This window comes from Marinomonas balearica, assembly GCF_004362145.1.
In the GTDB taxonomy this organism is placed as follows: domain Bacteria; phylum Pseudomonadota; class Gammaproteobacteria; order Pseudomonadales; family Marinomonadaceae; genus Marinomonas; species Marinomonas balearica.
Window position 1 is genome coordinate 1 of record NZ_SNXC01000004.1, and the last position, 23,454, is coordinate 23,454.

The following is a 23,454-nucleotide window of genomic DNA, read 5'->3' on the forward strand; positions in this document are numbered from 1 at the left end:
GTAGTGTGGGGGATCCCATGTGAGAGTAGGTCGTCGTCAAGCTTCTAATACAGAAAGCCCTGATCAGAAATGGTCAGGGCTTTTCTCGTTTCTGAACGCGTAATCCAGAATAAAAAAGAATAGCCTACTCTGCTCCCTGAGCCTGCCGAAGGGAATTTGAAAGGGGTTACAAAGAGGTTATAAAGTGTCCATGGCTTCGACAAGCTCAGCCAACGGTAACACTATAGCTATCTTATCCTACCTTCACAAATACACCGCTGTCACCTAGATAAGTTCCAGCATGTTCCCTGAGCTTGTCGAAGGGAAAAAGACCATACCGTCCCAATAAGTGTGTCTAACGAGGTATTGTAAAAGAGAGACTATGAATAATCTAAAGCTAAATCAAACTCAGATACAAGCCGTTGTTGATCAACTCACATCACAACCTGACGGTGTGAACTGGTTGTTAGAGATAGCAATGAACAGTCTGTAGTGGTCAACTAAACAGGGTTGTACTGCTCAACTAAGCGTTCAATATAGTTTTTGAACTCCTTCATTCTAAAGTACATAACTAAGTTGAAAGCAGCCAAAATTAGCATAATCACAGGTACTACAATTGGAGGGTTGTCCGAATCGATAGTTTGTACGACTACTAGCAAAAGGCATGCTATTAAGAATGAAATACCAATACCGATGGGAGTAAGTGAGGGATTATTTGAGGTGACGGAAAGTTGGCCGTTTTCATACGACTTTTCTACTTCTATTTTTGAAAAAGTACGTTTGATGCTAATTCGGTTAACGTAAATAGGCTCTATTTTATATCCCTTGGTTTTACATAGAGTCGAGAGTTTGTCTAAGTCCATGAATTCTTCCTTGAAAATCTGCGAACATGCTAGAGTATAAACTATGTACCTTCCCTTCCAAAAATTCGCATTATTCGTCATCTATCTCGCAAATATACCGTTTGTCTATTGGACTCTCGGCGCTCTCAAAACATCTTTAAATTTTATCGATTCTTTCAAAACTCGACATTAAGTGGCGAAATTTCTCGCCTTGAATAGCGACGTGACCACGTAGTAATTGAGCTGCCTGATCAGCGTCTCCCTGTGTGAGAGCTTCTACAATGTCTTCATGTTCAGACATAGATTGTGGCATACGCCCTCTCACATGGAGTTGAAGGCGGCGATAAGGTTTTAACCTTTGATGGAGGCGTTTTGTTTCCTGTTCTAAAATACTGTTGCCTGATTGCTTGTAGATGATCATATGAAACACTTCATTGGCGTAATAGTACGTATCTGCTTCTCCCGCGAGCATGGCTGCCTTACATTTACTATTTGCTTCTTTTAATTGTTCCAAAGCCTCGTCAGATATTCTTAACGCCGCCAACCTTCCGCAGGATGCTTCTAGTTCTGCCATTACTTCAAACAGCTCGATTAGCTCAACAGGGCTGTGTCTTCTAACGAAAACACCTCGTCTATGGATTTGTTCTACGAGGCCTGATTTGCTGAGTTTTTGTAGAGCTTCGCGAATAGGTGTTCGGGAAACCTTAAACTGTGCCGCAAGATTAACTTCGTTAAGTCTTTCTCCGACTTGGTAGTCTCCACGTAGGATAGATTCTTCTAAAGCGCTTGCAATAATGTCTGAATTCTTCATGAGCTTAAGTGTATCACAATGATCAAGGAGTGAATAAATTGTATACAATAACTTGTTTTTGTGTATTTTTATTTATAGTCTGTATTATAAATGAACAGTGATGTGTTGTTATGTTTGCAAATAAGCCCATTCTTTATGACACATAATGCAGTGGGTAACTCTCTAAAATAAAAATAAATCAGTTGGAGAAAACAATGAAAACGATCCTATCAAGCAGCCTTCTTGCGATGACTTTGCTCGGCAGTAGTGTTATTGCCAGTGCGGAAGAACTTAGGCTATCGCATCAATGGTCAAATAAAGACATTCGCCATAAGGTCGCGCAAATGGTGGCCGACGAGGTGAAAGCGGCGAATGTTGATCTCAGCATTCGAATTTTTAGCTCGAAATCTCTTTTTAAACCACGTGAACAGTACCGCCCCGTTAGTCGCGGTCAGCTGGATATGACTTTGGTTCCTCTCAGCTACGCCGGTGGTCAGCAACCTGCGTACAATCTAACGTTAATGCCGGGGTTGGTTAAAAATCACGATCATGCCGCACGTTTAAGTGATTCTGCTTTTATGCAAGAAATTGAAAAGAAGATGGCAGAAGACGATGTGATGGTGTTGGTGCATGGTTATTTAGCCGGTGGTTTTGTAGGAAAGGATCGATGCATTACCAAACCCTCGGATGTGAAAGGTTTACAGATGCGCGCCGCGGGAAAATCTTTTGAGCAAATGCTAGCAGGTGCAGGTGCCTCTATTGCTTCTATGGCGTCGTCTGAAATATATAACGCGATGCAAACAGGCGTTCTAAACGGCGCGAATACATCATCCTCTTCTTTCGTTTCTTACCGTATTTATGAGCAAGCCAAATGTTACACACCAGCGGCGGATGTTGCATTGTGGTTTATGTATCAGCCTTTGTTGATGAATAAAACGACGTTTGAAGACCTTAATGACGATCAACAAAAAGCGCTAAAGCTGGCTTCGAAAAAGGCTCAAGACTTTTATTTGATGGAGGCGAAAAAACAAGATTCTGCTTCAGCGGAGGTTTTTCGTAAAGCGGGTGTCGATGTTGTAGAAATGACGCCGGAAGATTTCTCTGAGTGGCGAGAATTAGCCAAAACCACGTCTTACAGGAAGTTTGTCGAGGATGTGTCTGATGGTCAAAGGTTATTGGATTTAGCGTTAGCGGTTGAATAGGGATAAGTTCATGACGTTACCAAAGAAGCTTTCGAATGGAGGTCAAGGGATACCACATAAGTTTATATATGCGGTTTCTTGGCTTTCTACCGTGTCGGGTTGGTTAGCCGCGCTGATGATTGTTGCCGCTGTGGTTATTACGTGTCAGATGATCTATGTTCGAGCAGTGCTTAATCTTTCAACCATTTGGCAAACAGAAGCGGTTGTTTACTTGATGATCTCTGCCACTCTGATGGGGCTGCCGTATGTGCAGCTTTTAAGAGGTCATGTGAATGTTGATCTTATTCCCCTTTTGTTATCTGCTGCGAAGCGTAAATACTTGTACTTTTTTACCTTGCTGCTTTCCATAACAATTGTATTCGTAATGGTCTTTTACGCATTCGAGCATTGGCATTTAGCATTCGAGCGTAATTGGCGATCCGATACAGTTTGGGGGGTTCGGTTGTGGATTCCGTATTTGTCACTTCCTGTCGGGTTTTTCTTACTGTTGCTGCAATTAACTGCTGATTTTTCAGCTGTGTTGATCCGCAAAGATACCCCTTTTGGCTTGGAGGAAAACTGATGGATCCTTTGATTTTAGGCGCAATTGTCGCCGCCATGACAATATTAGTATTATTTTCAGGGGTATCTGTCGCACTGGGTTTGTTGATTGTGTCAGGTGGTTTTTTATTAGTATTTGATGGCTTGCGGTCATTGGAGCTATTGCCTGAAATATTTTTCGGCAAACTTGATAGTTTTGCTCTGCTGTCGATTCCCATGTTTATTATTATGGGATCTTCTATTGCATCAACCCGTGCAGGCGCTGACTTGTATGAAGCGCTTGAGCGCTGGCTCACGCGTATGCCAGGCGGCTTGGTTATCTCAAATTTGGGAGCCTGTGCTTTATTTGCGGCTATGTCGGGTTCTTCTCCTGCAACCTGTGCAGCAATAGGTAAGATGGGAATACCTGAAATGCGTAAGAGAGGTTACCCTGATGGCGTTGCGGCGGGATCAATTGCGGCAGGGGGGACGCTTGGAATCTTGATTCCACCGTCTGTCACAATGATTGTTTATGGCATCGCAACAGAGACCTCTATTGGTCGCTTGTTCTTAGCGGGAGTCGTTCCCGGGTTTATGTTAGTTGTTTTGTTTATGGCTTGGTCTTTGTACTCAACGAAGAGGTCTGGGAATAAAGAGCTTCTCGCAACAGTTCGCTACAGCTGGCGTCAGCGCTTTGAAATCCTGCCTCGTGTTGTGCCATTTTTATTGATTATTGTTGGTGTTTTATACGCTATGTATGGCGGAGTAGCGACTCCCTCAGAAACGGCAGCTGTGGGAGCCTTGCTGTGTTTGGTCATAGCGATGATTATCTACCGTTTATGGCATCCAAAAGATCTATGGGTGGTTCTTCGAGACAGTACTCGTGAAAGTGTGATGATTCTCTTCATCATTGCGGCTGCGGGTGTGTTTAGCTACATGCTTTCTAGCTTGTTTATTACTCAGTCAATTGCTGAATGGATCGGTACATTAGATGTAAACCGTTGGGTATTAATGATTGCGGTTAATATCTTTCTATTAATTGCTGGGTTCTTTTTGCCCCCTGTTGCCGTCATATTAATGTCCGCGCCAATTTTGCTTCCCATTATTACCTCTGTTGGTTTTGATCCTATTTGGTTTGCGGTGGTGTTGACGATTAACATGGAAATTGGACTGATCAGTCCACCTGTTGGGCTGAATTTATATGTCATAAATGGCATTGCTCCTGACATATCTCTAAAAACCATTCTGTTGGGGTCGTTGCCCTACGTCGCTTGCATGATCATTGCGATTGTCCTTTTGTGTTTGTTTCCAAGTATTGCAACTTGGTTACCCGATCTAGTCATGGGAGTAAGTCTATGAGCATGATGATGGAACTATTGAGTAACATATTTGATCGACGTTATCGGCCTCTCGCGAAAAGTAAATTAGAGGAAGATAGCTCAATCATTACGCTAGTTGATCAGTTAATTGGTACGGCGGGTGAATCGTCTGGTATAACACTGGCAACTCAAGTGTTAGATCGATTTGATATGTTGGATGATGAGGAGAAACTTATTTTCTTCCATCACTTAGCCGATAACATGGACATTGATCCGGTTGCCGTTGGAAAGGCTTTACAGGCGTATCAAGAACAGCCGTCTAAAAAGACATATTTAAGGTATATGGCGGCGGTGGAGCCAAGGCGGCAAGAACTAGTAAGACGTTTAAATCAAGTTTCTGGAGCGACCCGAAAGCTCGTTAATATGCGCGCAGATTTGCTAAGGCTAAAAGGAACGTCTGATACGCTTGCGGCATTAGATTTGGATTTTAGACATTTATTTGTCTCTTGGTTTAATCGTGGTTTTTTAGTTCTTCGCCCAATTAATTGGGAAACCCCTGCGTATATATTAGAAAAAATAATCGCTTATGAGGCTGTTCATGCGATAGACAGCTGGGATGATTTGCGCCGTCGGATGCAGCCAGAGGATCGTTGTTGTTTTGCGTTTTTTCATCTATCCATGCCGGACGAGCCGCTAATTTTTGTAGAAGTTGCGCTAACTCAAGGAATTGCGAATTCGGTACAAGATGTTTTGTCTGATAATCGGCAAGAAATATCAGTGGATGATGCAGATACGGCCGTGTTTTACTCCATCTCAAATTGTCAGCAAGGTCTGAATAGTATTTCCTTTGGTAACTCGCTTATTAAACAGGTTGTTGCAGACTTATCTTCAACATTTAGTAACCTAAAGAACTTCGTTACTTTGTCTCCCATTCCTAGCTTGATTTCGTGGGCGCAAGAGCGTGGGATTAATACAGAAGAACCGCCATTTAATGATATGAAATCGTTAGCCGCACACTACTTACTCAATGAAAAAGCGGCAAATGGTAAACCACGAGATCCTGTAGCGCGCTTTCATTTAGGCAATGGTGCGAAAATACATGCGATTCACAATGATTCAGATGTGTCCTCAAAAGGGCTGCTTCAATCGGGCGGAGCAATGGTGAATTACCTCTATGAGTTAAATACAGTGTCCGAAAATCATGAAAAATTTGCTGCAACAGGGTATATCTCTGCTGTTCAAGATGTCCATAAACTCAGTGAACACCTATCTCCATTATTAAGGGGGAACAATGTCCAATCCACTTTATGAGGGTTTATTTGCCGCTCATCAAGGTAAGCAAACCACGTTTATTATTGATTCTCAAAACAATACAGAAGTGTCTTACGATGCTTTTTTAAAGCAAGCATCACAATACGCAAATGCGATTACTCAGCAAGGTTTACAGCCGGGAGATCGTTTAGTTGCGCAGGTTGGTAAGTCTGTTTCAACACTGACGCTTTATGCCGCCTGTGTTCAAGCTGGGGTTGTTTACTTACCCCTTAATACGGCTTATACCCTGTCTGAAGTAGAATACTTTGTCCAAGATTCAGGCGCTAAGTTAATTGTCTGTGCGCCTGAATCCGAGCCCGGTATGGCAGAGATTGCGAAACAGCATAATGCCGCATTAATGACCCAATCCAATGATGGCTTATCAGGTAGCTTGCCTGATATGGCACAACAGCTCGCCACTGAGTTTTCTGCAGTAGAACGTTCCGTCGATGATATCGCCTCATTTTTATATACCTCAGGTACCACGGGGCGTTCAAAAGGCGCTATGTTAACGCAGCAAAACCTATTGTCGAACTGTAATGTACTGAAAGAGGTTTGGGAGTTTACAGAAGACGATGTGCTGCTTCATGCACTGCCGATATTTCACATACATGGCTTATTTGTCGCAGTTAATGTGGCGTTGAAGTCTGGCGCTAAGTTGCTTTTAGAACCGAGTTTTAATCTTGATCGGGTCATTGAGAAGCTCCCTGAAGTAACAACGCTGATGGGCGTTCCTACTTTTTATACGCGGCTTCTAGGTGATGAAAGGTTCAATCGTGACCTGACAAAACAAATGCGATTGTTTGTCTCTGGCTCAGCTCCTTTGTTGTCTGAGACGCATGTTCAGTTTGAGCAACGAACAGGCCACCGGATTTTAGAGCGGTACGGCATGACAGAGACGAACATGAATACGTCTAATCCTTATCATGGCGAGCGTCGAGCAGGAACGGTTGGTCTTCCGTTGCCCAATGTGGAATTAAAAATTACTGACCCCGTTACAGGAGAGACGTTACCAACTGGCGAAATAGGGCAAATTGAAGTCCGTGGGTCTAATGTATTTAAAGGCTATTGGAATATGCCTGAGAAGACCGCTGAAGAACTTCGTAGTAACGGATACTTTATTACGGGAGACCTAGGAATGATTGACGGAGATGGATACGTCAGCATTGTTGGCCGAAATAAGGATTTGATTATATCCGGTGGCTACAACATTTATCCGAAGGAGATTGAACTCATACTGGATGAACAGCTGGGTGTCGTTGAAAGTGCTGTTATTGGAGTTCCTCATCCTGATTTCGGAGAAACGGTCGTCGGTGTTTTGGTTGCGAATGCAGAGTCAGTGGATCTGGAAAAAATCCAGCTAGCAGTAAAAGAGAAGCTCGCTCGTTTTAAGCACCCTCGGAAACTTGTCATAATCGATGAATTACCGAGAAATACGATGGGTAAGGTGCAAAAAAATATATTGAGGGAAGAGTATAAGTCGTTGTTTGTATAAAGCTAAATATGAGGCTTAGTGAACATAGCTACACCTTAACTTATCAAATTAAGGTGTAGCGTAAAAAACGAAACGTATTAGGTTTTGTTTTTGGGTAAACGAGTGTCTTGTACGCTCGTTTTTAGTTTCTTAAGGTGAGTATTAAACTCTGGACCACGCTTCAGAAGTACGCCCGTTGCTAATGCATCAATTAACGTCAAGTAGACGATACGTGAGCTCATAGGTGTATAAATATCGGTATCTTCTGTTTCTTCAATCGGCAGTATGATTGAACAATGCTCAGTAAGCGGAGAATTTGGGTTAGTAATACCGATAACAGAAGCGCCGGCTTCACGTGCAACACGAGCCGTTTCGATCAAAGGCAAAGTGCGGCCAGTATAAGATATCAATACCACAGCATCGCCGGGATGAGTGCCCGCAGCAGCCATTCGCTGTACTAAAATATCCGTATAAGCGACGACAGGTACATTTAAGCGGAAAAACTTATGGTGCGCATCTTTTGCTACAGGGCCTGAAGCACCTAGACCATAAAACTCGATACGACGAGCACCAGCAAGCACATCCACTGCACGACTGATAAGAGATTCAGGCAAAAGTTCTTGAGCACGAGTAAGATTATTTTTGGCTGCTTCAAAAATTTTGTTTGTTACGGCACCGGGTGCATCATCGGGTTCGACATTGAGGTTCACATAAGGTGTTCCTGTTGCCAAGCTTTGTGCGAGAGCCACTTTAAAATCCGGAAAGCCGCTGCCGATTAAGCTTCGACAGAAACGGTTCACTGTAGGTTCGCTGACTTCTGCACGAGCAGCCAGTTTCGCGATACTTGAATGTATAGTCGTCTTCGGATCAACTAAGATCGCTTCCGCAACTTTTCGCTCAGACTTACTTAACGTACTGAGCTTTTCCTGGATTTTACGAATAATATCGTCATGTTTGTTCATTAATTTACTTCAACGGTAACTATTGACTGTAGGTGTTGTAACTATCATTCTGACAGCGACTTTGCCAGTTGACAACAAAAGGATGAAAAATGACCACATTATCAGCGCTTTTTGAGCAAATGAAGGGGTATTTGCCTCCTCAAGAGGCGGTAAAAGTGGAAAATATCGAAGATGGGTTCTCAAATCATGTAATGAAATTACATTGGTGTAATGCGCCCAGAGCGGTATTGAGGGTGCCAATCTTGGATACAACAGTCTTTTTGATAGATCGTAAAGCAGAGTTGAATGCGCTAAAAGCCGCGCAAAAGGAAGGTATTTCTCCCGCTCTAATATGGGAGAACGATCAAGGTGCAATACTCTGTGAGCACATTAATGCTCCTGCATTGAGCTGGGAGGTCAAACATCAAGACAATGATATTAAACGAATTGGGCGTGTTTTTTCTCGTGTACACCAGCTCGATGTACAGGCTAAGTCACAAAATATTTATCAGGTTATCGATCACTATATACAAAGCATTCGGCTTAATGATGCACACGGTAAGCACAGTGAAGAAGTAACCTATCTCCGACATTGTTGCCAGCGTATGAATCGAGTGGATTACCACGCAAGGCAAGAGGTGCTGTGTCATAACGATTTAAACCCTAAAAATATTTTGTTAAATGAAAAGGAGGTTTGGTTTATCGATTGGGAATACGCCGCGTTGGGTGACCCGTTATTTGACCTAGCTGTCGTGTCGCGATCGCATAATTTAAACATTGATCAGCAAAAAGTACTTATCAATGCGTATGACGAGACATTGGAGATAGAGGACACTCTTGATATTATTCGCGATTACAGTATCGCATATGGATTGAGAGAAATGGCATGGTTGCTTCTGAAGCACTTAGTAACGCCCAACGATATTCAGTCGCTAGACTACTATCGAGAATTCAAAGAATCGAAAACGTTGAACCCTTTCATCTAAATTACATTAAAAAGCCGAGGATTAAATCGTAGGCTTCTTAATCCGTTTTATAAACCGGAATTTAACCAAGAAAACACTATGTGGAATTTAGCGCAAGATTGGCAGGAAAAACTTTCTCCAGAATTTGATAAAGAGTATATGCAGTCTTTGCAGGCCTTCTTAGCCTCGCAGACAGAACAAGAAAAAACCGTATACCCTCATTCACAAGAATGCTTTTCTGCTTTAAACCACACACCGTTTAAGCACGTTAAGGTTGTCATTCTAGGGCAAGACCCTTACCACGGACCGGATCAGGCTCACGGGTTGTCGTTTTCGGTGAAACCGGGTGTCAAAACGCCTCCTTCGTTGGTGAATATTTACAAAGAACTTGAATCCGATTTAGGGATACCAAAGGCGAATCATGGTTATCTGGAAAGTTGGGCTGATCAGGGCGTTTTATTGCTCAACAGTGTGCTCACGGTAGAAGCCAGCAAAGCTGGGTCTCATCAGGGTAAAGGTTGGGAAACCTTTACGGATAAGATCATTGCAATACTAAATGAAGAGCGTAAACACATCGTCTTTCTTCTTTGGGGATCGTACGCTCAAAAAAAGGGGAGAATGATCGATCGATCGAAACATTTGGTGTTGGATAGTGTCCATCCTTCGCCGTTATCAGCGTACCGCGGTTTTTTCGGGTGTCGACATTTTTCACAAACAAATGCCTATCTAGAGCAAGTTAATCAGGCTCCTATAAATTGGGCGTCGCATTTGTAAAAAGGGGCGCTTCTTTAACTCGGTCAATCTAAGGGGCTTTTCCTGTTTTCTATTGATGACATTTTAGCTATATAGTCAGATTTACACGGGCGAAGCTTACAAGCAGACTCTTTTGTAAATATCGCCCGTTTTAGATCAACCCTCAGTGGTAACAAATGGCGCTTTGCTTATCCAATCTTTGGAATGAATGTTATCGAGCATAAAATCCGTTAAGTGTTCAACATCTACTTTATTTCCTTTGAGAAATTCAGAGCTGACCTGCAAAGAGCCTTTCACATTTTCTTGTATCAATGGTGGTCGAATGGTTGTCCACTCCAAGGCTGAATTTTGTAAAATTGCCAGTTCCTTCTCTTTTGCTGGAATCACAACAGGCGCTGTGATCGAGAAAAATAGCCTTATCAAGCCTCTAATGAACACGACTTTTTCGCCTTCGAATCTTGTTCCTGCACTGGCTAAATTAATGAACCTTTTCACGTTTGCATGTGTCATTGAGTCAATTAATTGAGTCATTGCATCTGCGAAGTTATCGGCATTTAAAGATGTTTTTCTCGTCGCGGGAGCGCCAATGGTCGATAACACAACATCGATACCTTCTACGACTTGATTGAGCGCCTGTTCGTCAAAGTAGTCGCCCTCGATTATTTCTATCGCGTCTCCAAAAGATGCCAGTTTGTTCGGATCTCTTGCTAACACTCTTACAGAATAGTGGCGTTCTAGAGCTTTTTTAACCAGCACTTTACCTGTGAAGCCTGTCGCACCTAAAATCGCAATCTTCATTCCTCTTCTCCTGTAAATATTAGGTTTTACCCATACTCGCATTGACTCTCCTCTTTAGCAATGAGGAGAAAACAGCAGACAAATGTTTGAAGAGCGCAGCGTTGTTTGTAGCAGTAACTACAAGGCTTTAATCATCATTATTGCGCTCTTTCGGTCAGTCCGATAAATATTGAACGAACTCCGGCTGCATTGGTTGTGGTTGTCTTTCCCTGACGAACCGCCCAATTTATAACGACTAAGACAAACGTTCAGGAGAAGGCAGTGGGCCGATACTTCTAGATCGAAAAGTGCAATTGGAATAACGGAATGAAGAGAGACATCGGATTGTATAGGTCGAAGGTGTTCTTGTAGGTTGTGAGTCGAAGGCATTTCTGAGCTTGTCGAAGAGCACATGGCTTCACAAGCTCAAAATGCTGCGAATAGGTCATTTTCAATATAAGAAAATGACCTAACTTTGTTTGTTTTTGAATCTAACTCACGTCTTTTGCCAATATCTCTTCCAAGGCATTTTTAAAGACGTCAACGGGCTGGCCGCCAGAGATGGCGTATTTGTTATTGATGATTACAGTTGGCACGGAGCTGATGCCATTTTGTTTCCAGAATTGCACTTGTTCTCGAACATCATCTGCATACTGTTGAGTTTCTAATATTGTTTTCGCTTCCACTGAATTCAGATCCACACTGGCGGCGAGATTAGCTAACACAGAATAATCACTTATGTCTTGGTTGTGAGTAAAGTGTGCTTTGAACAAGGCTGCTTTCAATTCGGCTTGTTTGCCTTGAATACCTGCCCAGTGCAATAAGCGATGTGCGCCAAAGGAATTACGCATTCGGCTGTCAGCGGTAAAATTAAAATCGAAGTCGACTTCTTTTCCTCGACTTTGAATCATGGTGCGGTTTTGATCTGACTCTTGCTCGGTAATTCCGTACTTCTCGATGACGTGCTCACGCACATTTTGCCCTTCCGAAGGCATATTCGGGTTTAGTTCAAAAGGTTGAAAAGATAAATCGACTGAAATGGTCTCATCTAGCTGACCAAGGGCTTTGTTTAAATTACCTAATCCCACTACGCACCAAGGGCACATAACGTCGGATACAAATTGGATGTTAAGTGATGAACTCATGGTTAGAAACCTAAAATATGAATGTTAGAAGCTTGTTATGGGCAAATCATGAAAATAAAAGCAGATAACGGGGAGGGCAGTGAAAATGCCTCTAATTTGCACAATGCAAAGAGGTTAAGAAGTCGTTGTCTGGGATAAAGCTTATATGTTTCTTAAGCTTTCGAGATTGAAGTGGCTTCGATTTACTCACGGAGTGGTTCTGATACAATTCGACTTTTGGTCGCTGTTAATTTTCTGTGAAACGGGCTAAGAATTTGGGGATAGCGATACCGATCAATTTACAGCGCCTTTTCTCAATGTACTAAAAGTGAGTGAATGCCTAATACAGTTAACAAAAGATTAAGCTGGGTTAACAAAAAATCACTTAGATAAAAACTCTCTGTGGGAAATGTACCGTAAAAGTAATACCTCTGGTTAATGTTTTTTTATTTAAATTATGGTGTTCATCATAATTTTATTGAGTTTTTTATATATCTATTTGTAATATCTTCTTTCTAAATAATATAACGAAAAAAACACTTGGAACTGAATGTGCCTTCATAAAAGCAATGAGTGTTAATAAAATACTTTATCGGCATCTCTGCATCGATAATATTGCAACATACGTTAGACTAGGGAAGTAAAAAAGCGAGACAAATCTTTCAATACGAATTTTTTCATCCCCAAAGGCCCCAGAGTAGGAGCCTGATACTCTCGCTCTAAAACTAGCCTATTTTGAGATTATAAACCGTCGAGGGAAATGCCAATCGTAATAGCGCCAATCGCTGCCCCCGTATTTGGGTCTACAATCGTACTATTAAGCTGAGACTGGAATGCGCCAGTTGATTCATCTTCTTCTAATTCTCCGATGTTAACTGCTCCAGGCCCCATAGAGTATGTTTTTTGCCACTTGGCCTCATCGCCTTGCCAATAATCCGAAGTAATGTCAGATTGCCCAACGTTTAAACCTTTGTTGTCCATAATGAAAATTTCAGTATAAAGGTCTTCATGCTCAGCTTTAACGCCTTCGAGATAGCTTGAAACAGGCCTACTCAATACAGAGTCAATTAAACTGGTGTCTCCCCCGTTCACACCTGCTCGCCATTCTTTATCCAATGCATCGATTTCGGCATTCGAAATATTAATGTGTTTTCTGTTCTGAGCTTTTATAGCATCGATGATCATTGGGTTATTGATCCATGCCATAGCAGTATCTTCTAGATGAGCTTTAATCTCTGGGGCGAACTCATTTGCTTGAGCGGAGTAAGACAAGAAAACCAAACAAACGGATGCAATAGGCGTGAAAGTGTATTTCATATTTTACCTCTTATTTGCTGTAGTTGATCATATTTTTTGAAGTATAGACAATAAAATAAAAATGCAAAACTGTTTCGTTTTTGTTTCTCACGCTATTAGATCTCTCTCTTTGGCTGGCGTCATATTAATAAATATTTATAAATTTCTCCTTATCTGAAATTTTATTCTACACTTTCTAAAAACTTTTTAGGAAAGGACTGTATTGTGGAAAGATTGTCTATTTTACAACGCATTGTTCTATTTATGGTGGTGACATTTTCTATTGCTGCGATTGTTAATGTTGTTTCTGTTAGTAGTGTATTGAACGAAAAGTTTCTCGAACAATCCTTGAATGGAAACCGTTCAATTACAATGAACATGGCAGATCAAATGGCAAGTGGCGTTCGTTTTAAAAAAAGCAGCATTTTAATGAAGCCGATAACTGCATTAATACATACGAAAAACATGGCTTATTCAGGTGCGTCAGTGACTGATATGAAACAAGAAATACTGTTGACTCATGTTGCTCATGAAGAGGCGCCACCAATGGAAAGTATGAAACAAGGGCTCCGTTTCGAAGAAACGAAAACCGAACATCGCCTTGTCGAACATCAACTTCTGATCGCAACCCCGATAATTAACCTAAAAAATGAGAAGCAAGTGGGTTGGTTAATCGTTTACTGGAATCTAGATAGTGTTTTTGAGTCCATCAATGTGGTAGTGATGAGCCTCGTTATTAATACAGCCGTGTCATTACTCATCGCTATATTTTTGATTAGTATTATTATTTCAAAACAAATAACGACCCCGCTAAAGACATTGCGAACCCTTCTTAAAGAATTAAACAATGGTAATGGGGATTTGACGTCTAGGTTGCAGCAAGTGGGAACACCAGAGTTAAAAGCAGTGTCTCGCTCTATCAACAGTTTTGTTGAGACGCTACAAACTTTAATTAAGGATGTGGACATTCAGAGCAGTAATCAATGGAACATCGTCAAAAAAACACGAGAATCTGCCGATAACGTTCAATCTCGCTTATTAGAAAAAGATAAAAAAATGGACATTGTTCTGACTTCTATGAACGAATTGGGTGACAAGGCCATGGAAAGCAGCTCCTATGTCACCCAGATAACAGATAGCCTAAATGAAGCGAGTGAAATTACGAAGGATGGCCGAAACCAAGTAGAAGAAAACAAAAATGTTATTCACGGTGTTTCCAAAGAAGTAGACGCGGCTGCATTAGTGGTTGAAAATTTATCAGAGCTTAGCCTTCAAGTAAGCACGGTTATGGATGTGATTAGAAATATCGCAGAACAAACCAACTTATTAGCCTTAAACGCTGCCATTGAAGCAGCTAGAGCTGGAGAGCAAGGGCGGGGATTCGCTGTTGTAGCCGATGAGGTGAGAGAATTAGCAGGAAAAACCCAAAAATCAACAGATCAAATTAAAGAGCAAATCGACAACCTAATCCAAGGCACAGAAGAAGCCGTGACATCGATAAAGCTTAGCAGTGAGCAAACCAAAAGCGCAGTGGCTCAGGCCGACAGTTTACTCTCCATGTTCACAAACCTAGCCAACAAAGTTCAACATATTAATCAGTTAAATCAGAACATATTAAGTGTCACCGGGGTCCAAAAAGACATTACCAATTCGGCCAATGCTGAAATCTCTATCATTCGTGATATAAGTAAAGATTCCTACGACTTGTCTACAGAAAGCATCATGTTTTGTGACAACCTCGCCAAACAGTCTGAGAAAATAAAACACTCTTTATCTAAGTTTCAGGTATGACAGGACAGGTTCTCTAGGCAAAAAAAACAATACGGTTGGGTGTCTAACAATACGACCCTTGAGTCAGAATATATCTCAACATAGAGGAACCATACCTAAAATTAGAAAGCGCAGGATGGTACCTCTTTTAATAAGGACGCTGTATTTATGAATTTATATCATAGGTCAAACAGACAATTAGTTTCTTTATTCAGAGACAAATTATTGAACTCGCGATCAATCCAACCCATAAGGCAGCGCTAGAAGCTCGGCTGCCTTACCATCAAGCATTACCAACTCTAGCTCTTCTTGATCCACATTGAGAATGGCTTGTGCTACATAGCTGCTTTCGAAGGAGGCTACGTCATGCAGTGTGCCGATGGTTTTCCCTTCTTGATTGGTTACGTCCATTCCTGCCGTTAATTCAGATTCTGAACTGACAAGCGCCATGTGCTTTTTGGACTTGCCTCGGTATTTCATACGGGCGACGATTTCTTGGCCTGTGTAGCAACCTTTGGTGAAACTAATGGAACCGTTGCGTTGCATGTTGAACCATTGCGGTAAGATTTCTTCGCTGTCTTTGAGTTCTATAAATGGGCGCGTTGCAAGCAAGGAGATAACACGGTGTGCTTCCTCATTGGTCGCTGCTTGGTCTTGTAAATGCTCCGTTGCGGCAATCGAAAGCGTCTCATTGAAGTAGGTGTTGTTCAATTGGATTGAAAGAACATCTCCTATTTTTTGTGTCGGGTGGAGCAGGGCGTATTCATCCTGAGGCGTCTCGTCGTTATCAAGAGAGCGAGCGTATTCAGAAAAGGCTGCGTAGGTATCTGAAGCATCAGTCAGAGTAGCTTTAAAGAACACGGCGTACTTCTTAAAGTGAGCCAGCGTCTTTTCGACCAATGACGAGTGTAAGGTTAAAAGGTACTGCTCATCTGCGACCTGACAAATAAGAAAGTTCGAGATCACTCGACCTTTGGGCGTACAGGTCGCGCCAAAGCTGCTGGCTTCGTTTGTTACCTTGGAGACATCTGCGGTGACTTGCCCTTGAAGAAACTTCTGTGCGTCTTTGCCCTCAACGTGGATAAAGCCCAGTTCTGTCAGTGAGCGAGCAGCGTTAGTGGGTAAAACAGTGTTTAACAGGTCAGCAAGTTGCATGGTGTCTCCGAAGCGCAATGGACGTGGTTCTATCTAGATGGGGTAAATGAGGTTGTTTTTCAATAACAGGCAGTAGAAAAAGATTAAGACGATTAAATTGATCAATATCATAGCAGGCGGTTTTCGCGTCGAGGTTCGCCAGCTATAATGTGCGCTATCGATAGAGAGAGTATTTGCTATGAGTGAAACTAAAGAGTCCATTGGCTTCAAACGACTTAAGTGGCATTGCCGTCGAGGCATGCTTGAGTTGGATTTATTGCTTGAACCCTTTTTGGACGAGGTCTTTCTTACTCTGGATGAAGAAGATCAAAAGCGCTTTTATAAACTGATTCAATGTGAAGATCAGGAAATCTTCCCTTGGTTTATGCAGAAAGAAGTACCGGAAGATCCAGACTTAGCTCGTATCGTGGATATTATTGTGACGCGAGTTCAACCTGAAAACTATCAAGCTTAAGTTTTCCCACTTTGACGTTGCGATCTGGCTGCTTGTTCTGATTTGCCTGATCGTGACGCTCGATTCCCTCCTTGTTCCTATTTGGATCTTTGCAATCGTTGGTGTGACGGCGGTAAGCGCGGGTATTTTTTGTCTTTTCTCTCGCTCGAAAAATCAGTGTAAGCTTGAGTTTGGGCAGGGGGAGCAACAAGGGAAGCTGCTGTATTGGTCATCCACAAAAACGCCTATCCCACTCAAAATAGATCAAGTGACTTGGTTTGGTGTTGTTTGCTCGGTAAACGATGGTGAGATACAAACGGATAGCTCAGAGCGATCGATCAAACGACGATTGATGGATACGGTAAATGCTTACTGTTTGTCGCTAAAACCGAGAAAGAAGATCGTGCTGTTTCGAGATCAGATGCGCTACACCGATTTTAGGTGTTTGTGCTCCATTGCCGCAGTGCAGAGTATGAATAAGCGATATAACTAATCGATATTCCTAGTCGATAGAGTGCAATCTATCGACTAGGAATGAGAACAGTAGGCTCAGCCTGATCAAGTTTCTCTGGGTAATCTAATGTGTAATGTAAGCCGCGGCTTTCTTTGCGAGACATGGCGGATTGAATGATTAAATCTGCCACAACTGCGAGGTTTCGCAACTCAAGTAAATCGCTTGATACCTTGTAATTACTGTAGAACTCATTGATTTCGGATTGCAGCATATCCACACGGTGTTTAGCACGCAAAAGGCGTTTATTTGTTCTTACTATACCAACATAATCCCACATAAAGCGTCGTAACTCAGCCCAGTTGTGAGTGATTACTACGGCTTCATCTGAGTCTGTTACTTGGCTGTCGTCCCAATCTGGAATATCCAACGTTGCGTCATTCGAATCGCTTTTACGGATGTGTTTTGCCGCAGATCGAGCAAAGACAATGCATTCGAGTAAAGAATTGCTTGCAAGTCGATTGGCGCCGTGGAGTCCTGTATACGCAGTTTCACCGATTGCGTAGAGATTGGTGATATTCGTTGCACTGTGTTCGTCCACCACAACACCGCCACAGGTATAGTGCGCAGCAGGTACGACTGGAATCGGCTCTTTAGTAATGTCATAGCCGCAGTCGAGACAGCGTTGATAAATCGTTGGAAAGTGTTCTTTTATAAAGTCTGGATCTTTGTGCGAAATGTCGAGGTAAACGTGCTTTTCTCCAAGACGTTTCATTTCATGGTCAATGGCACGTGCAACGATGTCACGTGGAGCGAGTTCGCCTCTTTCATCAAACTCGAACATAAAGCGTGTCCCGTCGGACAATAATAGACGTCCGCCTTCGCCACGAACCGCTTCAGATATTAAAAATGTTTTGGCTTTTGCATCGTATAAACACGTAGGGTGAAACTGATTAAATTCCATATTTCCGACATGGCAACCTGCACGCCAAGCCATAGCAATGCCATCACCCGAAGCTGTGTCAGGGTTACTAGTATATAGATACACCTTACTTGCGCCGCCACATGCCAAGGCAACTCGACCGGCGTGGAACACTTCAATCGAATCGTTTTCAAGATTAAGAGCGTAAAGACCGACGACTTTATTGTCTTGATCAGAGACCGATGACGAGAGCTTTTGGGTGGTAATGAGGTCAATGGCGACTCTGTCGGCAAAGAAATGGATGTTAGGGTGGTTCTTAGCGTTTCGAATCAGAGTTTTAGAGATCGCTAATCCTGTCGCATCGGCACTGTGGATGATGCGTCGATGACTGTGACCACCTTCTTTTGTTAGATGGTAATGATCCCCTTCGCCGTTGCGCGTAAATGGAACCCCTTGATCTATCAGCCAATCTATACTTTCTTTTGAATGCTCGACAGTGAACCTTACTGCGTCTTGATTACCTAGTTCTGCACCCGCATTGATCGTATCTTGAATATGAGATTCAACAGTATCTTTTTCTGATAAAACCGCTGCAACACCTCCTTGCGCATACAAAGTTGAGCCTTCCTTGATGTCGCCTTTTGTTAATACGGCGACGGTATGTTTGTCCGCAAGTTCCAATGCTAATGTTAAGCCGGCTGCTCCTGCGCCTATTATCACAATATCAAAATGGTGGTGTTGACTCATATTTTTGTTCTAGCTCCAATTAAGGGGATTAATGTTACTATTTATTGCGCTGTGGAGTGAATACTTACAAGCAGTATTTGCACATTACACAGGCTATTTATCTTGTATTGTGCGGTTATGTCGCCATATTGATAGGCGTAAAAGACTAAATCGAATGGCAATAGGTCAAAATTGAGCATCAAAATAGCTAACGCTCGGGAACTTAATGAAACACGGCTTGTCCATTATTGTAAGTTGAGTGTGGGCACATAGAAGAGGTTGGGGTACGAGGTGCCTATGCAGGAAGAGACGTCAAATGATAAGGCGTTGGTTGAGAGAGTGCAGCAAGGCGATAAAAGAGCTTTCGATTTGTTGGTTGCCAAATATCAACATAAAGTTGCCGCGTTAATAGGGCGCTACATACAGGATAAGCATGAAGTATTAGATGTCGCTCAGGATAGCTTTATTAAAGCGTATCGAGCAATTGACAGCTTTAGAGGTGAAAGCGCTTTTTACACCTGGTTGTATCGAATTGCAGTAAACACTGCGAAGAATCACCTCGTCGCTCGATCACGACGTCCTCCGAGCTCTGATATTGAGCTTGACGACGAAGAAGTGTTCAGTGATTACGACGGTTTAAAAGACATAAGCACACCAGATGCTAACCTTAATAGAGACCGTCTTGAGGCAATTATTCACGATGCAATCAAGCAATTGCCAGAAGAACTTCGTGGTGCACTGACACTAAGGGAGTTCGACGGTTTAAATTACGAAGAAATCGCTCAGATAATGAACTGCCCTATAGGAACAGTGAGATCGAGAATATTTCGTGCGCGAGATGCTGTAGAAAAGAAAATTCGCCCTTTACTTGGGGCAGGAGACTGATTGTATGAAAGATCAATCTAAACATACAGGAATGCAAAACACAGATCTAAAAAATAACGAGCTGCAAAGTACGGAGCTGCCTGAAGTTCTCTCTGCTTTTATGGATTCAGAACTGTCAGCAGATGAACTCGATAGATTATTAGAAAAAGACGCGTCTCAATGGGCGTCCGATTTTGATCGATTGCACCGTGTTAATCATGCGATCCATCATGAAGCGAGCCCATTGGAGATAGATACTCAGTCTTTTTTGCAGAGTATGCATAACAAAATGGCGCAGGAAGAGGCGTCTGTTGCTCATGCTGAGAATGTTGTTCCGATTCCAGAGGCTTCAAAAGTTCGCAATTTATCGGAGCCATCGACAAAGAATACTGGCGCGCGTAAGCCAACATGGCTTTTTGGTGGTGCTGTGTTTGGCGGTGCCTTGGCGGCAAGTGTTGCGTTTGTCGTAGTATTGGGCGGTAACCTATTATTGGATAATGGCGTTGGGAAAGATCAAGGGGTTGAGCAAGTCGCTAATAACCTTGATGTAAATTCGCAAATAGCGCCGATTGAGAGTTTAAAAAATAATTCAGGGTTGGAAAATAACGAACGTTTGCAGGAGTATCTGAAACGTCATGCTGAACAATCTGCATTGACGTCCGGACAAGGCATGATGCCAATGGCACGGGTAGTGAGTTACCCAGCCCCAAGTTCTACGCAAGAGAAGTAGTAAAGTATGTTTCGTTCATTGGTTTATTCGTTTGTGTGTATGTGCTTACTCGCGTCATCCGCTTTGTATGCTGAATCACTGGATCATGCAGACACGGATCACGCAAAAATGGATAAACATGGAGCGCAGTCTAGCGGAGAAATGACATCTGTCATGCCGTTCGATTGGTTGAAGAAAATGACGCTCTCTTTTTCTACGTTAGATTATGACGGTATTTTTGTTCATTCGGGGCAAAATCGTTTAAACAGTATGCGTATTCGCCATGGATTGATTGGTGGTGTGGAATACGAAAGCCTTGAAGATCTTGATGGCGCAGATGTTACCTTAATTCGTGTCGACGACAGTCTAATTTGTATTTCACCTGACGAAGCGGCGCTAAATACCTCTGCGTTTTGGAACCAGCCATTCAATCGATTTAAAGAATTAGACGAAGAGCGGATAAAAGAAGGCTATACGTTAAAGTTAAGCCGTAAAAATACGCGTATTGCTGGACGTGCCGCACGAGTCATTAAGTTGATTCCAAAAGACGAACATAGATTTGGACATGCGTTTTGGCTGGACAATGAAAGCGGTTTTCTTTTGAAGCATGATATGTACGATCGTAAAGGTCGTCTTTTAGAGCGAACTCAGTTTGTATCCTTAAGCCTGAATCCAGACTTGAAAGTAAAAGACTTCACCCCTAACAAGGATTCGTACAAAGTTTCGTTTGAATCTGAATCTCCCCAAGAGGTAGAAAACGGTTGGGAATTTGAATGGCTTCCCAAAGGTTTCGGTATGGTTTGGAAGCAAGCGCATTTAATTCGTAACGATGCGAATATGTTGCTGCTGTCGGACGGTATGGCCACTGTGTCGGTGTTTATCGAACCATCGATAAAAAAAGTACCGCTTCATGTGATGTCTAGGGGGGCGACACATGCCGCAGAACGAACGGTTACGATGCGCGGAGAGCGTTACTTATTAACACTGGTGGGCGAAGTGCCACCGGCTACCATTGAAACCCTAATGTCTGTATTTATGCCAAAGGCAACACAATGATCGAAGAGAGTGGCACTGTATTGGCCGTTGAAGATGGCTTTGCGGACGTTGAAACGATTCGCACAAGCTCCTGTGAGTCCTGTCGTGCTCGTCACGGATGCGGTCATCATACGATCGCTAAAGTAACGAACTCGAATCGTATGCAAATGAAAGCGATTGCTCCAATACCTGTTCAAGTAGGGCAAAAAGTTGTTGTTGGCATTCCAGAGGATACATTGTTACAAGCTTCAATGTGGATGTATGCCATTCCGCTACTGGGTTTGATGCTTGGCGCAACGATACCGTCGTTGTTTACTGATAATACGTTTTTTCCTATTTTCCTAGCGTGTATAGGGTTTGCTGGTGGCCTGTATTTGGCTAAACGTAAATCCCAAAAAGAAACAGACAATCCGAATTTTTACCCCAAAATTTTACGTATAGATTCAACTCATAAGCAAACTATCAACATAGTTCAGAGCTTTTGAATTCACCTTTCTTCACCTGGCACTGTAATGATATTGGTATATCTAAGGAGACCAAATTAATGAACAGATTGCTTAAAACCATGAGCGTAGCTGCCGTCAGTTTTGCTCTAATGTTCTCTGTGTATGCAAATGCTGCGGCTAACCTGCCCGATTTTACCGAGTTGGTAGAAAAAGCCTCTCCAGCGGTTGTTAACATCAGTACTGAACAAACATCGTCGAGCGCCTCTGGGCAGCAACTCAACCCGGATGCCAAAGAGTTGAACGAGTTCTTTCGTCATTTCTTTGGTCAACAGCCTTTTGGCCAAGGTCAACAACAGACACCCAAAAGACAGCAGCGACAACGCAGTTCTTTAGGATCCGGTTTCATTATATCTGAAGACGGATATGTATTAACAAATAACCATGTTATTGATGGCGCAGATGTGATTCATGTTCGTCTTAACGACCGACGTGAGTACGAGGCGAAGTTAGTAGGAACCGATGCGCGTACCGATCTCGCGTTGCTTAAAATTGATGCCGAAGATCTCCCTACCGTTAAAATGGGGCGCTCAGACGATCTAAAAGCCGGACAGTGGGTTGTGGCAATTGGGTCTCCGTTTGGTTTTGATTATACGGTCACAGCAGGCATTGTCAGTGCGCTAGGTCGTAACCTTCCTAGCGACAACTACGTACCGTTTATCCAAACCGATGTAGCGATTAATCCAGGAAACTCAGGCGGTCCTTTATTTAACCTAGAAGGCGAAGTTGTAGGGATAAACTCTCAAATCTACACTCGCTCTGGTGGTTTTATGGGCGTATCGTTTGCTATCCCGTCTAAAGTGGCCATGTCTGTTGTGGATCAATTGAAAGCAGACGGTAAGGTATCTCGCGCTTGGTTGGGTGTGATCATTCAAGATGTAAATAATGATTTGGCTGAGTCGTTTGGTTTAGACCGTCCTCATGGCGCATTGGTAAGTCGTGTCATGCCGGATTCGCCTGCTGAGAAAGCGGGACTCCAGGCAGGTGATATTATAATGTCTTTTGAAGGTCAAACGATCGAGCATTCATCTGAGTTGCCGTATATTGTTGGACGTATGAAGGCTGACAGCGAAGTCACGGCGACGGTATTCCGTAACGGTAAAGATAAAGTTATCGATTTCACATTAGAAAAACGACCAGAAGATTCGAAACTGGCCAGCCAAAGCGAACAACAGCAAAACCGCTTAGGTATGGTTGTCGGTGAGGTTCCAGAGAAACTTGCGACGCGTTTAGGCATCCAAGGTGGTGTCGTAGTGGAGCAGGTGCTAGGTGGCACGGCCGCGCGCAATGGCCTGCAACAAGGTGACGTGATCACCATGCTAAACGGTCAACGTATTAGTGATGTTGAGGGCTTCAATGGTATTGCGGAAGTCATACCAAATAATCGCTCAGTACCGATGCGAGTCATTCGAGATGGCTATCCTATGTTTATACCCTTTAAAATTGTGGATTAACGAACGGTAGATCATTCGTATAAATGTAAAAGCCCAGACGTTTGATTACGTCTGGGCTTTTTTGTATTTGTTTAGAACAAGAGATGTTTAGAACTGTTTTATCGAGTCAGTTAAGAATGGGCTTCGACAAGCTCAGCCAA

General features: G+C 42.7%; 23 protein-coding genes. 15 read left to right on the forward strand and 8 right to left on the reverse strand.

Annotated elements, in window-relative coordinates:
- Positions 1-479 precede the first annotated feature (479 nt).
- Both DFP79_RS01405 and DFP79_RS01410 read right to left on the reverse strand, forming a co-directional pair.
- Complete coding sequence (locus DFP79_RS01405; protein ID WP_133502177.1) at positions 480-842, reverse strand: hypothetical protein; 363 nt, start codon at positions 840-842, stop codon at positions 480-482.
- A 136-nt stretch (positions 843-978) separates the two neighbouring features.
- On the reverse strand, positions 979-1,632 hold the full coding sequence (locus tag DFP79_RS01410) for a GntR family transcriptional regulator (RefSeq protein WP_133502178.1): 654 nt from the start codon (positions 1,630-1,632) through the stop codon (positions 979-981).
- Positions 1,633-1,826: 194 nt separating this feature from the next.
- Between DFP79_RS01410 and dctP the strand changes: the two genes are divergently transcribed.
- The 5 genes from dctP to DFP79_RS01435 are packed head-to-tail and all read left to right on the forward strand — an operon-like array spanning position 1,827 to position 7,457.
- Positions 1,827-2,813 carry a TRAP transporter substrate-binding protein DctP gene (dctP, locus tag DFP79_RS01415; protein WP_133502179.1) on the forward strand — a complete coding sequence of 329 codons (987 nt, stop codon included), beginning with the start codon at positions 1,827-1,829 and terminating at the stop codon, positions 2,811-2,813.
- 10 nt (positions 2,814-2,823) lie between these two features.
- Complete coding sequence (locus DFP79_RS01420) at positions 2,824-3,375, forward strand: TRAP transporter small permease (protein WP_133502180.1); 552 nt, start codon at positions 2,824-2,826, stop codon at positions 3,373-3,375.
- Positions 3,375-4,691, forward strand: coding sequence for a TRAP transporter large permease (locus DFP79_RS01425; protein WP_133502181.1), 1,317 nt, complete (start codon positions 3,375-3,377; stop codon positions 4,689-4,691). The genes DFP79_RS01420 and DFP79_RS01425 overlap by 1 nt, the downstream gene beginning before the upstream one ends.
- A complete protein-coding gene (locus DFP79_RS01430; RefSeq protein ID WP_133502182.1) occupies positions 4,688-5,962 on the forward strand; it encodes a malonyl-CoA decarboxylase domain-containing protein in 1,275 nt (424 codons plus the stop codon). Before DFP79_RS01425 ends, DFP79_RS01430 begins: the two co-directional genes overlap by 4 nt.
- Positions 5,943-7,457, forward strand: coding sequence for a malonate--CoA ligase (locus DFP79_RS01435; protein ID WP_133502183.1), 1,515 nt, complete (start codon positions 5,943-5,945; stop codon positions 7,455-7,457). The genes DFP79_RS01430 and DFP79_RS01435 overlap by 20 nt, the downstream gene beginning before the upstream one ends.
- A 77-nt stretch (positions 7,458-7,534) precedes the next feature.
- Here the strand turns inward: DFP79_RS01435 and hexR are convergent, their stop codons facing one another.
- On the reverse strand, positions 7,535-8,398 hold the full coding sequence (gene hexR / locus DFP79_RS01440; RefSeq protein WP_133502184.1) for a transcriptional regulator HexR: 864 nt from the start codon (positions 8,396-8,398) through the stop codon (positions 7,535-7,537).
- 89 nt (positions 8,399-8,487) lie between these two features.
- Between hexR and DFP79_RS01445 the strand changes: the two genes are divergently transcribed.
- Positions 8,488-9,363: a phosphotransferase gene (locus DFP79_RS01445; RefSeq protein WP_133502185.1), complete on the forward strand. Its 876-nt coding sequence runs from the start codon at positions 8,488-8,490 to the stop codon at positions 9,361-9,363.
- Between the two features lie 78 nt (positions 9,364-9,441).
- Positions 9,442-10,116 carry a uracil-DNA glycosylase gene (gene ung, locus DFP79_RS01450; RefSeq protein ID WP_133502186.1) on the forward strand — a complete coding sequence of 225 codons (675 nt, stop codon included), beginning with the start codon at positions 9,442-9,444 and terminating at the stop codon, positions 10,114-10,116.
- 135 nt (positions 10,117-10,251) lie between these two features.
- Here the strand turns inward: ung and DFP79_RS01455 are convergent, their stop codons facing one another.
- The 3 genes from DFP79_RS01455 to DFP79_RS01465 form a co-directional block, all read right to left on the reverse strand.
- Positions 10,252-10,893, reverse strand: a complete 642-nt coding sequence (locus tag DFP79_RS01455) for an NAD(P)-dependent oxidoreductase (RefSeq protein ID WP_166637617.1) — start codon at positions 10,891-10,893, stop codon at positions 10,252-10,254.
- Between the two features lie 470 nt (positions 10,894-11,363).
- A complete protein-coding gene (locus DFP79_RS01460) occupies positions 11,364-12,017 on the reverse strand; it encodes a DsbA family oxidoreductase (RefSeq protein ID WP_133502188.1) in 654 nt (217 codons plus the stop codon).
- A gap of 720 nt (positions 12,018-12,737) precedes the next feature.
- Complete coding sequence (locus DFP79_RS01465; protein WP_133502189.1) at positions 12,738-13,313, reverse strand: hypothetical protein; 576 nt, start codon at positions 13,311-13,313, stop codon at positions 12,738-12,740.
- A gap of 204 nt (positions 13,314-13,517) precedes the next feature.
- On the opposite strand from DFP79_RS01465, the gene DFP79_RS01470 reads away from it, so the two are divergent.
- Positions 13,518-15,083 carry a methyl-accepting chemotaxis protein gene (locus tag DFP79_RS01470; protein WP_133502190.1) on the forward strand — a complete coding sequence of 522 codons (1,566 nt, stop codon included), beginning with the start codon at positions 13,518-13,520 and terminating at the stop codon, positions 15,081-15,083.
- A 216-nt stretch (positions 15,084-15,299) separates the two neighbouring features.
- Here the strand turns inward: DFP79_RS01470 and ygfZ are convergent, their stop codons facing one another.
- Entirely contained in the window at positions 15,300-16,217 is a 918-nt protein-coding gene (gene ygfZ / locus DFP79_RS01475) for a CAF17-like 4Fe-4S cluster assembly/insertion protein YgfZ (protein ID WP_133502191.1), read from the reverse strand.
- 178 nt (positions 16,218-16,395) lie between these two features.
- On the opposite strand from ygfZ, the gene DFP79_RS01480 reads away from it, so the two are divergent.
- Together DFP79_RS01480 and DFP79_RS01485 are read left to right on the forward strand one after the other, a co-directional pair.
- Entirely contained in the window at positions 16,396-16,671 is a 276-nt protein-coding gene (locus DFP79_RS01480) for an FAD assembly factor SdhE (RefSeq protein WP_013660048.1), read from the forward strand.
- Positions 16,672-16,723: 52 nt separating this feature from the next.
- Positions 16,724-17,143, forward strand: coding sequence for a hypothetical protein (locus DFP79_RS01485; protein WP_133502192.1), 420 nt, complete (start codon positions 16,724-16,726; stop codon positions 17,141-17,143).
- A 28-nt stretch (positions 17,144-17,171) separates the two neighbouring features.
- Here DFP79_RS01485 and nadB read toward each other — a convergent pair whose 3' ends face one another.
- The gene (nadB, locus tag DFP79_RS01490; RefSeq protein WP_133502193.1) at positions 17,172-18,770 is read right to left on the reverse strand and encodes an L-aspartate oxidase; all 1,599 of its coding nucleotides are present in this window, start codon (positions 18,768-18,770) and stop codon (positions 17,172-17,174) included.
- 276 nt (positions 18,771-19,046) lie between these two features.
- Between nadB and rpoE the strand changes: the two genes are divergently transcribed.
- Genes rpoE through DFP79_RS01515 form a run of 5 tightly spaced genes read left to right on the forward strand, consistent with a single transcriptional unit; the run spans position 19,047 to position 23,314 of the window.
- Positions 19,047-19,634: an RNA polymerase sigma factor RpoE gene (gene rpoE / locus DFP79_RS01495; RefSeq protein WP_133502194.1), complete on the forward strand. Its 588-nt coding sequence runs from the start codon at positions 19,047-19,049 to the stop codon at positions 19,632-19,634.
- A gap of 4 nt (positions 19,635-19,638) precedes the next feature.
- Positions 19,639-20,343, forward strand: a complete 705-nt coding sequence (locus DFP79_RS01500; protein WP_133502195.1) for a sigma-E factor negative regulatory protein — start codon at positions 19,639-19,641, stop codon at positions 20,341-20,343.
- 6 nt (positions 20,344-20,349) lie between these two features.
- A complete protein-coding gene (locus DFP79_RS01505) occupies positions 20,350-21,378 on the forward strand; it encodes a MucB/RseB C-terminal domain-containing protein (RefSeq protein ID WP_243730168.1) in 1,029 nt (342 codons plus the stop codon).
- Positions 21,375-21,842 (forward strand): SoxR reducing system RseC family protein, encoded by a 468-nt coding sequence (locus DFP79_RS01510; protein WP_133502196.1) that lies wholly within the window; start codon positions 21,375-21,377, stop codon positions 21,840-21,842. The genes DFP79_RS01505 and DFP79_RS01510 overlap by 4 nt, the downstream gene beginning before the upstream one ends.
- Before the next feature lie 59 nt (positions 21,843-21,901).
- Positions 21,902-23,314, forward strand: a complete 1,413-nt coding sequence (locus DFP79_RS01515; RefSeq protein ID WP_133502197.1) for a DegQ family serine endoprotease — start codon at positions 21,902-21,904, stop codon at positions 23,312-23,314.
- Positions 23,315-23,454 lie beyond the last annotated feature (140 nt).

What these genes read in the sequence shown, in the direction of transcription:
- DFP79_RS01405 (WP_133502177.1), bottom strand. Translation starts at nt 842, where the DNA reads ATGGACTTAGACAAACTCTCGACTCTATGTAAAACCAAGGGATATAAA.
- DFP79_RS01410 (WP_133502178.1), bottom strand. Translation starts at nt 1,632, where the DNA reads ATGAAGAATTCAGACATTATTGCAAGCGCTTTAGAAGAATCTATCCTA.
- dctP (WP_133502179.1), top strand. Translation starts at nt 1,827, where the DNA reads ATGAAAACGATCCTATCAAGCAGCCTTCTTGCGATGACTTTGCTCGGC.
- DFP79_RS01420 (WP_133502180.1), top strand. Translation starts at nt 2,824, where the DNA reads ATGACGTTACCAAAGAAGCTTTCGAATGGAGGTCAAGGGATACCACAT.
- DFP79_RS01425 (WP_133502181.1), top strand. Translation starts at nt 3,375, where the DNA reads ATGGATCCTTTGATTTTAGGCGCAATTGTCGCCGCCATGACAATATTA.
- DFP79_RS01430 (WP_133502182.1), top strand. Translation starts at nt 4,688, where the DNA reads ATGAGCATGATGATGGAACTATTGAGTAACATATTTGATCGACGTTAT.
- DFP79_RS01435 (WP_133502183.1), top strand. Translation starts at nt 5,943, where the DNA reads ATGTCCAATCCACTTTATGAGGGTTTATTTGCCGCTCATCAAGGTAAG.
- hexR (WP_133502184.1), bottom strand. Translation starts at nt 8,398, where the DNA reads ATGAACAAACATGACGATATTATTCGTAAAATCCAGGAAAAGCTCAGT.
- DFP79_RS01445 (WP_133502185.1), top strand. Translation starts at nt 8,488, where the DNA reads ATGACCACATTATCAGCGCTTTTTGAGCAAATGAAGGGGTATTTGCCT.
- ung (WP_133502186.1), top strand. Translation starts at nt 9,442, where the DNA reads ATGTGGAATTTAGCGCAAGATTGGCAGGAAAAACTTTCTCCAGAATTT.
- DFP79_RS01455 (WP_166637617.1), bottom strand. Translation starts at nt 10,893, where the DNA reads ATGAAGATTGCGATTTTAGGTGCGACAGGCTTCACAGGTAAAGTGCTG.
- DFP79_RS01460 (WP_133502188.1), bottom strand. Translation starts at nt 12,017, where the DNA reads ATGAGTTCATCACTTAACATCCAATTTGTATCCGACGTTATGTGCCCT.
- DFP79_RS01465 (WP_133502189.1), bottom strand. Translation starts at nt 13,313, where the DNA reads ATGAAATACACTTTCACGCCTATTGCATCCGTTTGTTTGGTTTTCTTG.
- ygfZ (WP_133502191.1), bottom strand. Translation starts at nt 16,217, where the DNA reads ATGCAACTTGCTGACCTGTTAAACACTGTTTTACCCACTAACGCTGCT.
- DFP79_RS01480 (WP_013660048.1), top strand. Translation starts at nt 16,396, where the DNA reads ATGAGTGAAACTAAAGAGTCCATTGGCTTCAAACGACTTAAGTGGCAT.
- nadB (WP_133502193.1), bottom strand. Translation starts at nt 18,770, where the DNA reads ATGAGTCAACACCACCATTTTGATATTGTGATAATAGGCGCAGGAGCA.
- rpoE (WP_133502194.1), top strand. Translation starts at nt 19,047, where the DNA reads ATGCAGGAAGAGACGTCAAATGATAAGGCGTTGGTTGAGAGAGTGCAG.
- DFP79_RS01500 (WP_133502195.1), top strand. Translation starts at nt 19,639, where the DNA reads ATGAAAGATCAATCTAAACATACAGGAATGCAAAACACAGATCTAAAA.
- DFP79_RS01505 (WP_243730168.1), top strand. Translation starts at nt 20,350, where the DNA reads ATGTTTCGTTCATTGGTTTATTCGTTTGTGTGTATGTGCTTACTCGCG.
- DFP79_RS01510 (WP_133502196.1), top strand. Translation starts at nt 21,375, where the DNA reads ATGATCGAAGAGAGTGGCACTGTATTGGCCGTTGAAGATGGCTTTGCG.
- DFP79_RS01515 (WP_133502197.1), top strand. Translation starts at nt 21,902, where the DNA reads ATGAACAGATTGCTTAAAACCATGAGCGTAGCTGCCGTCAGTTTTGCT.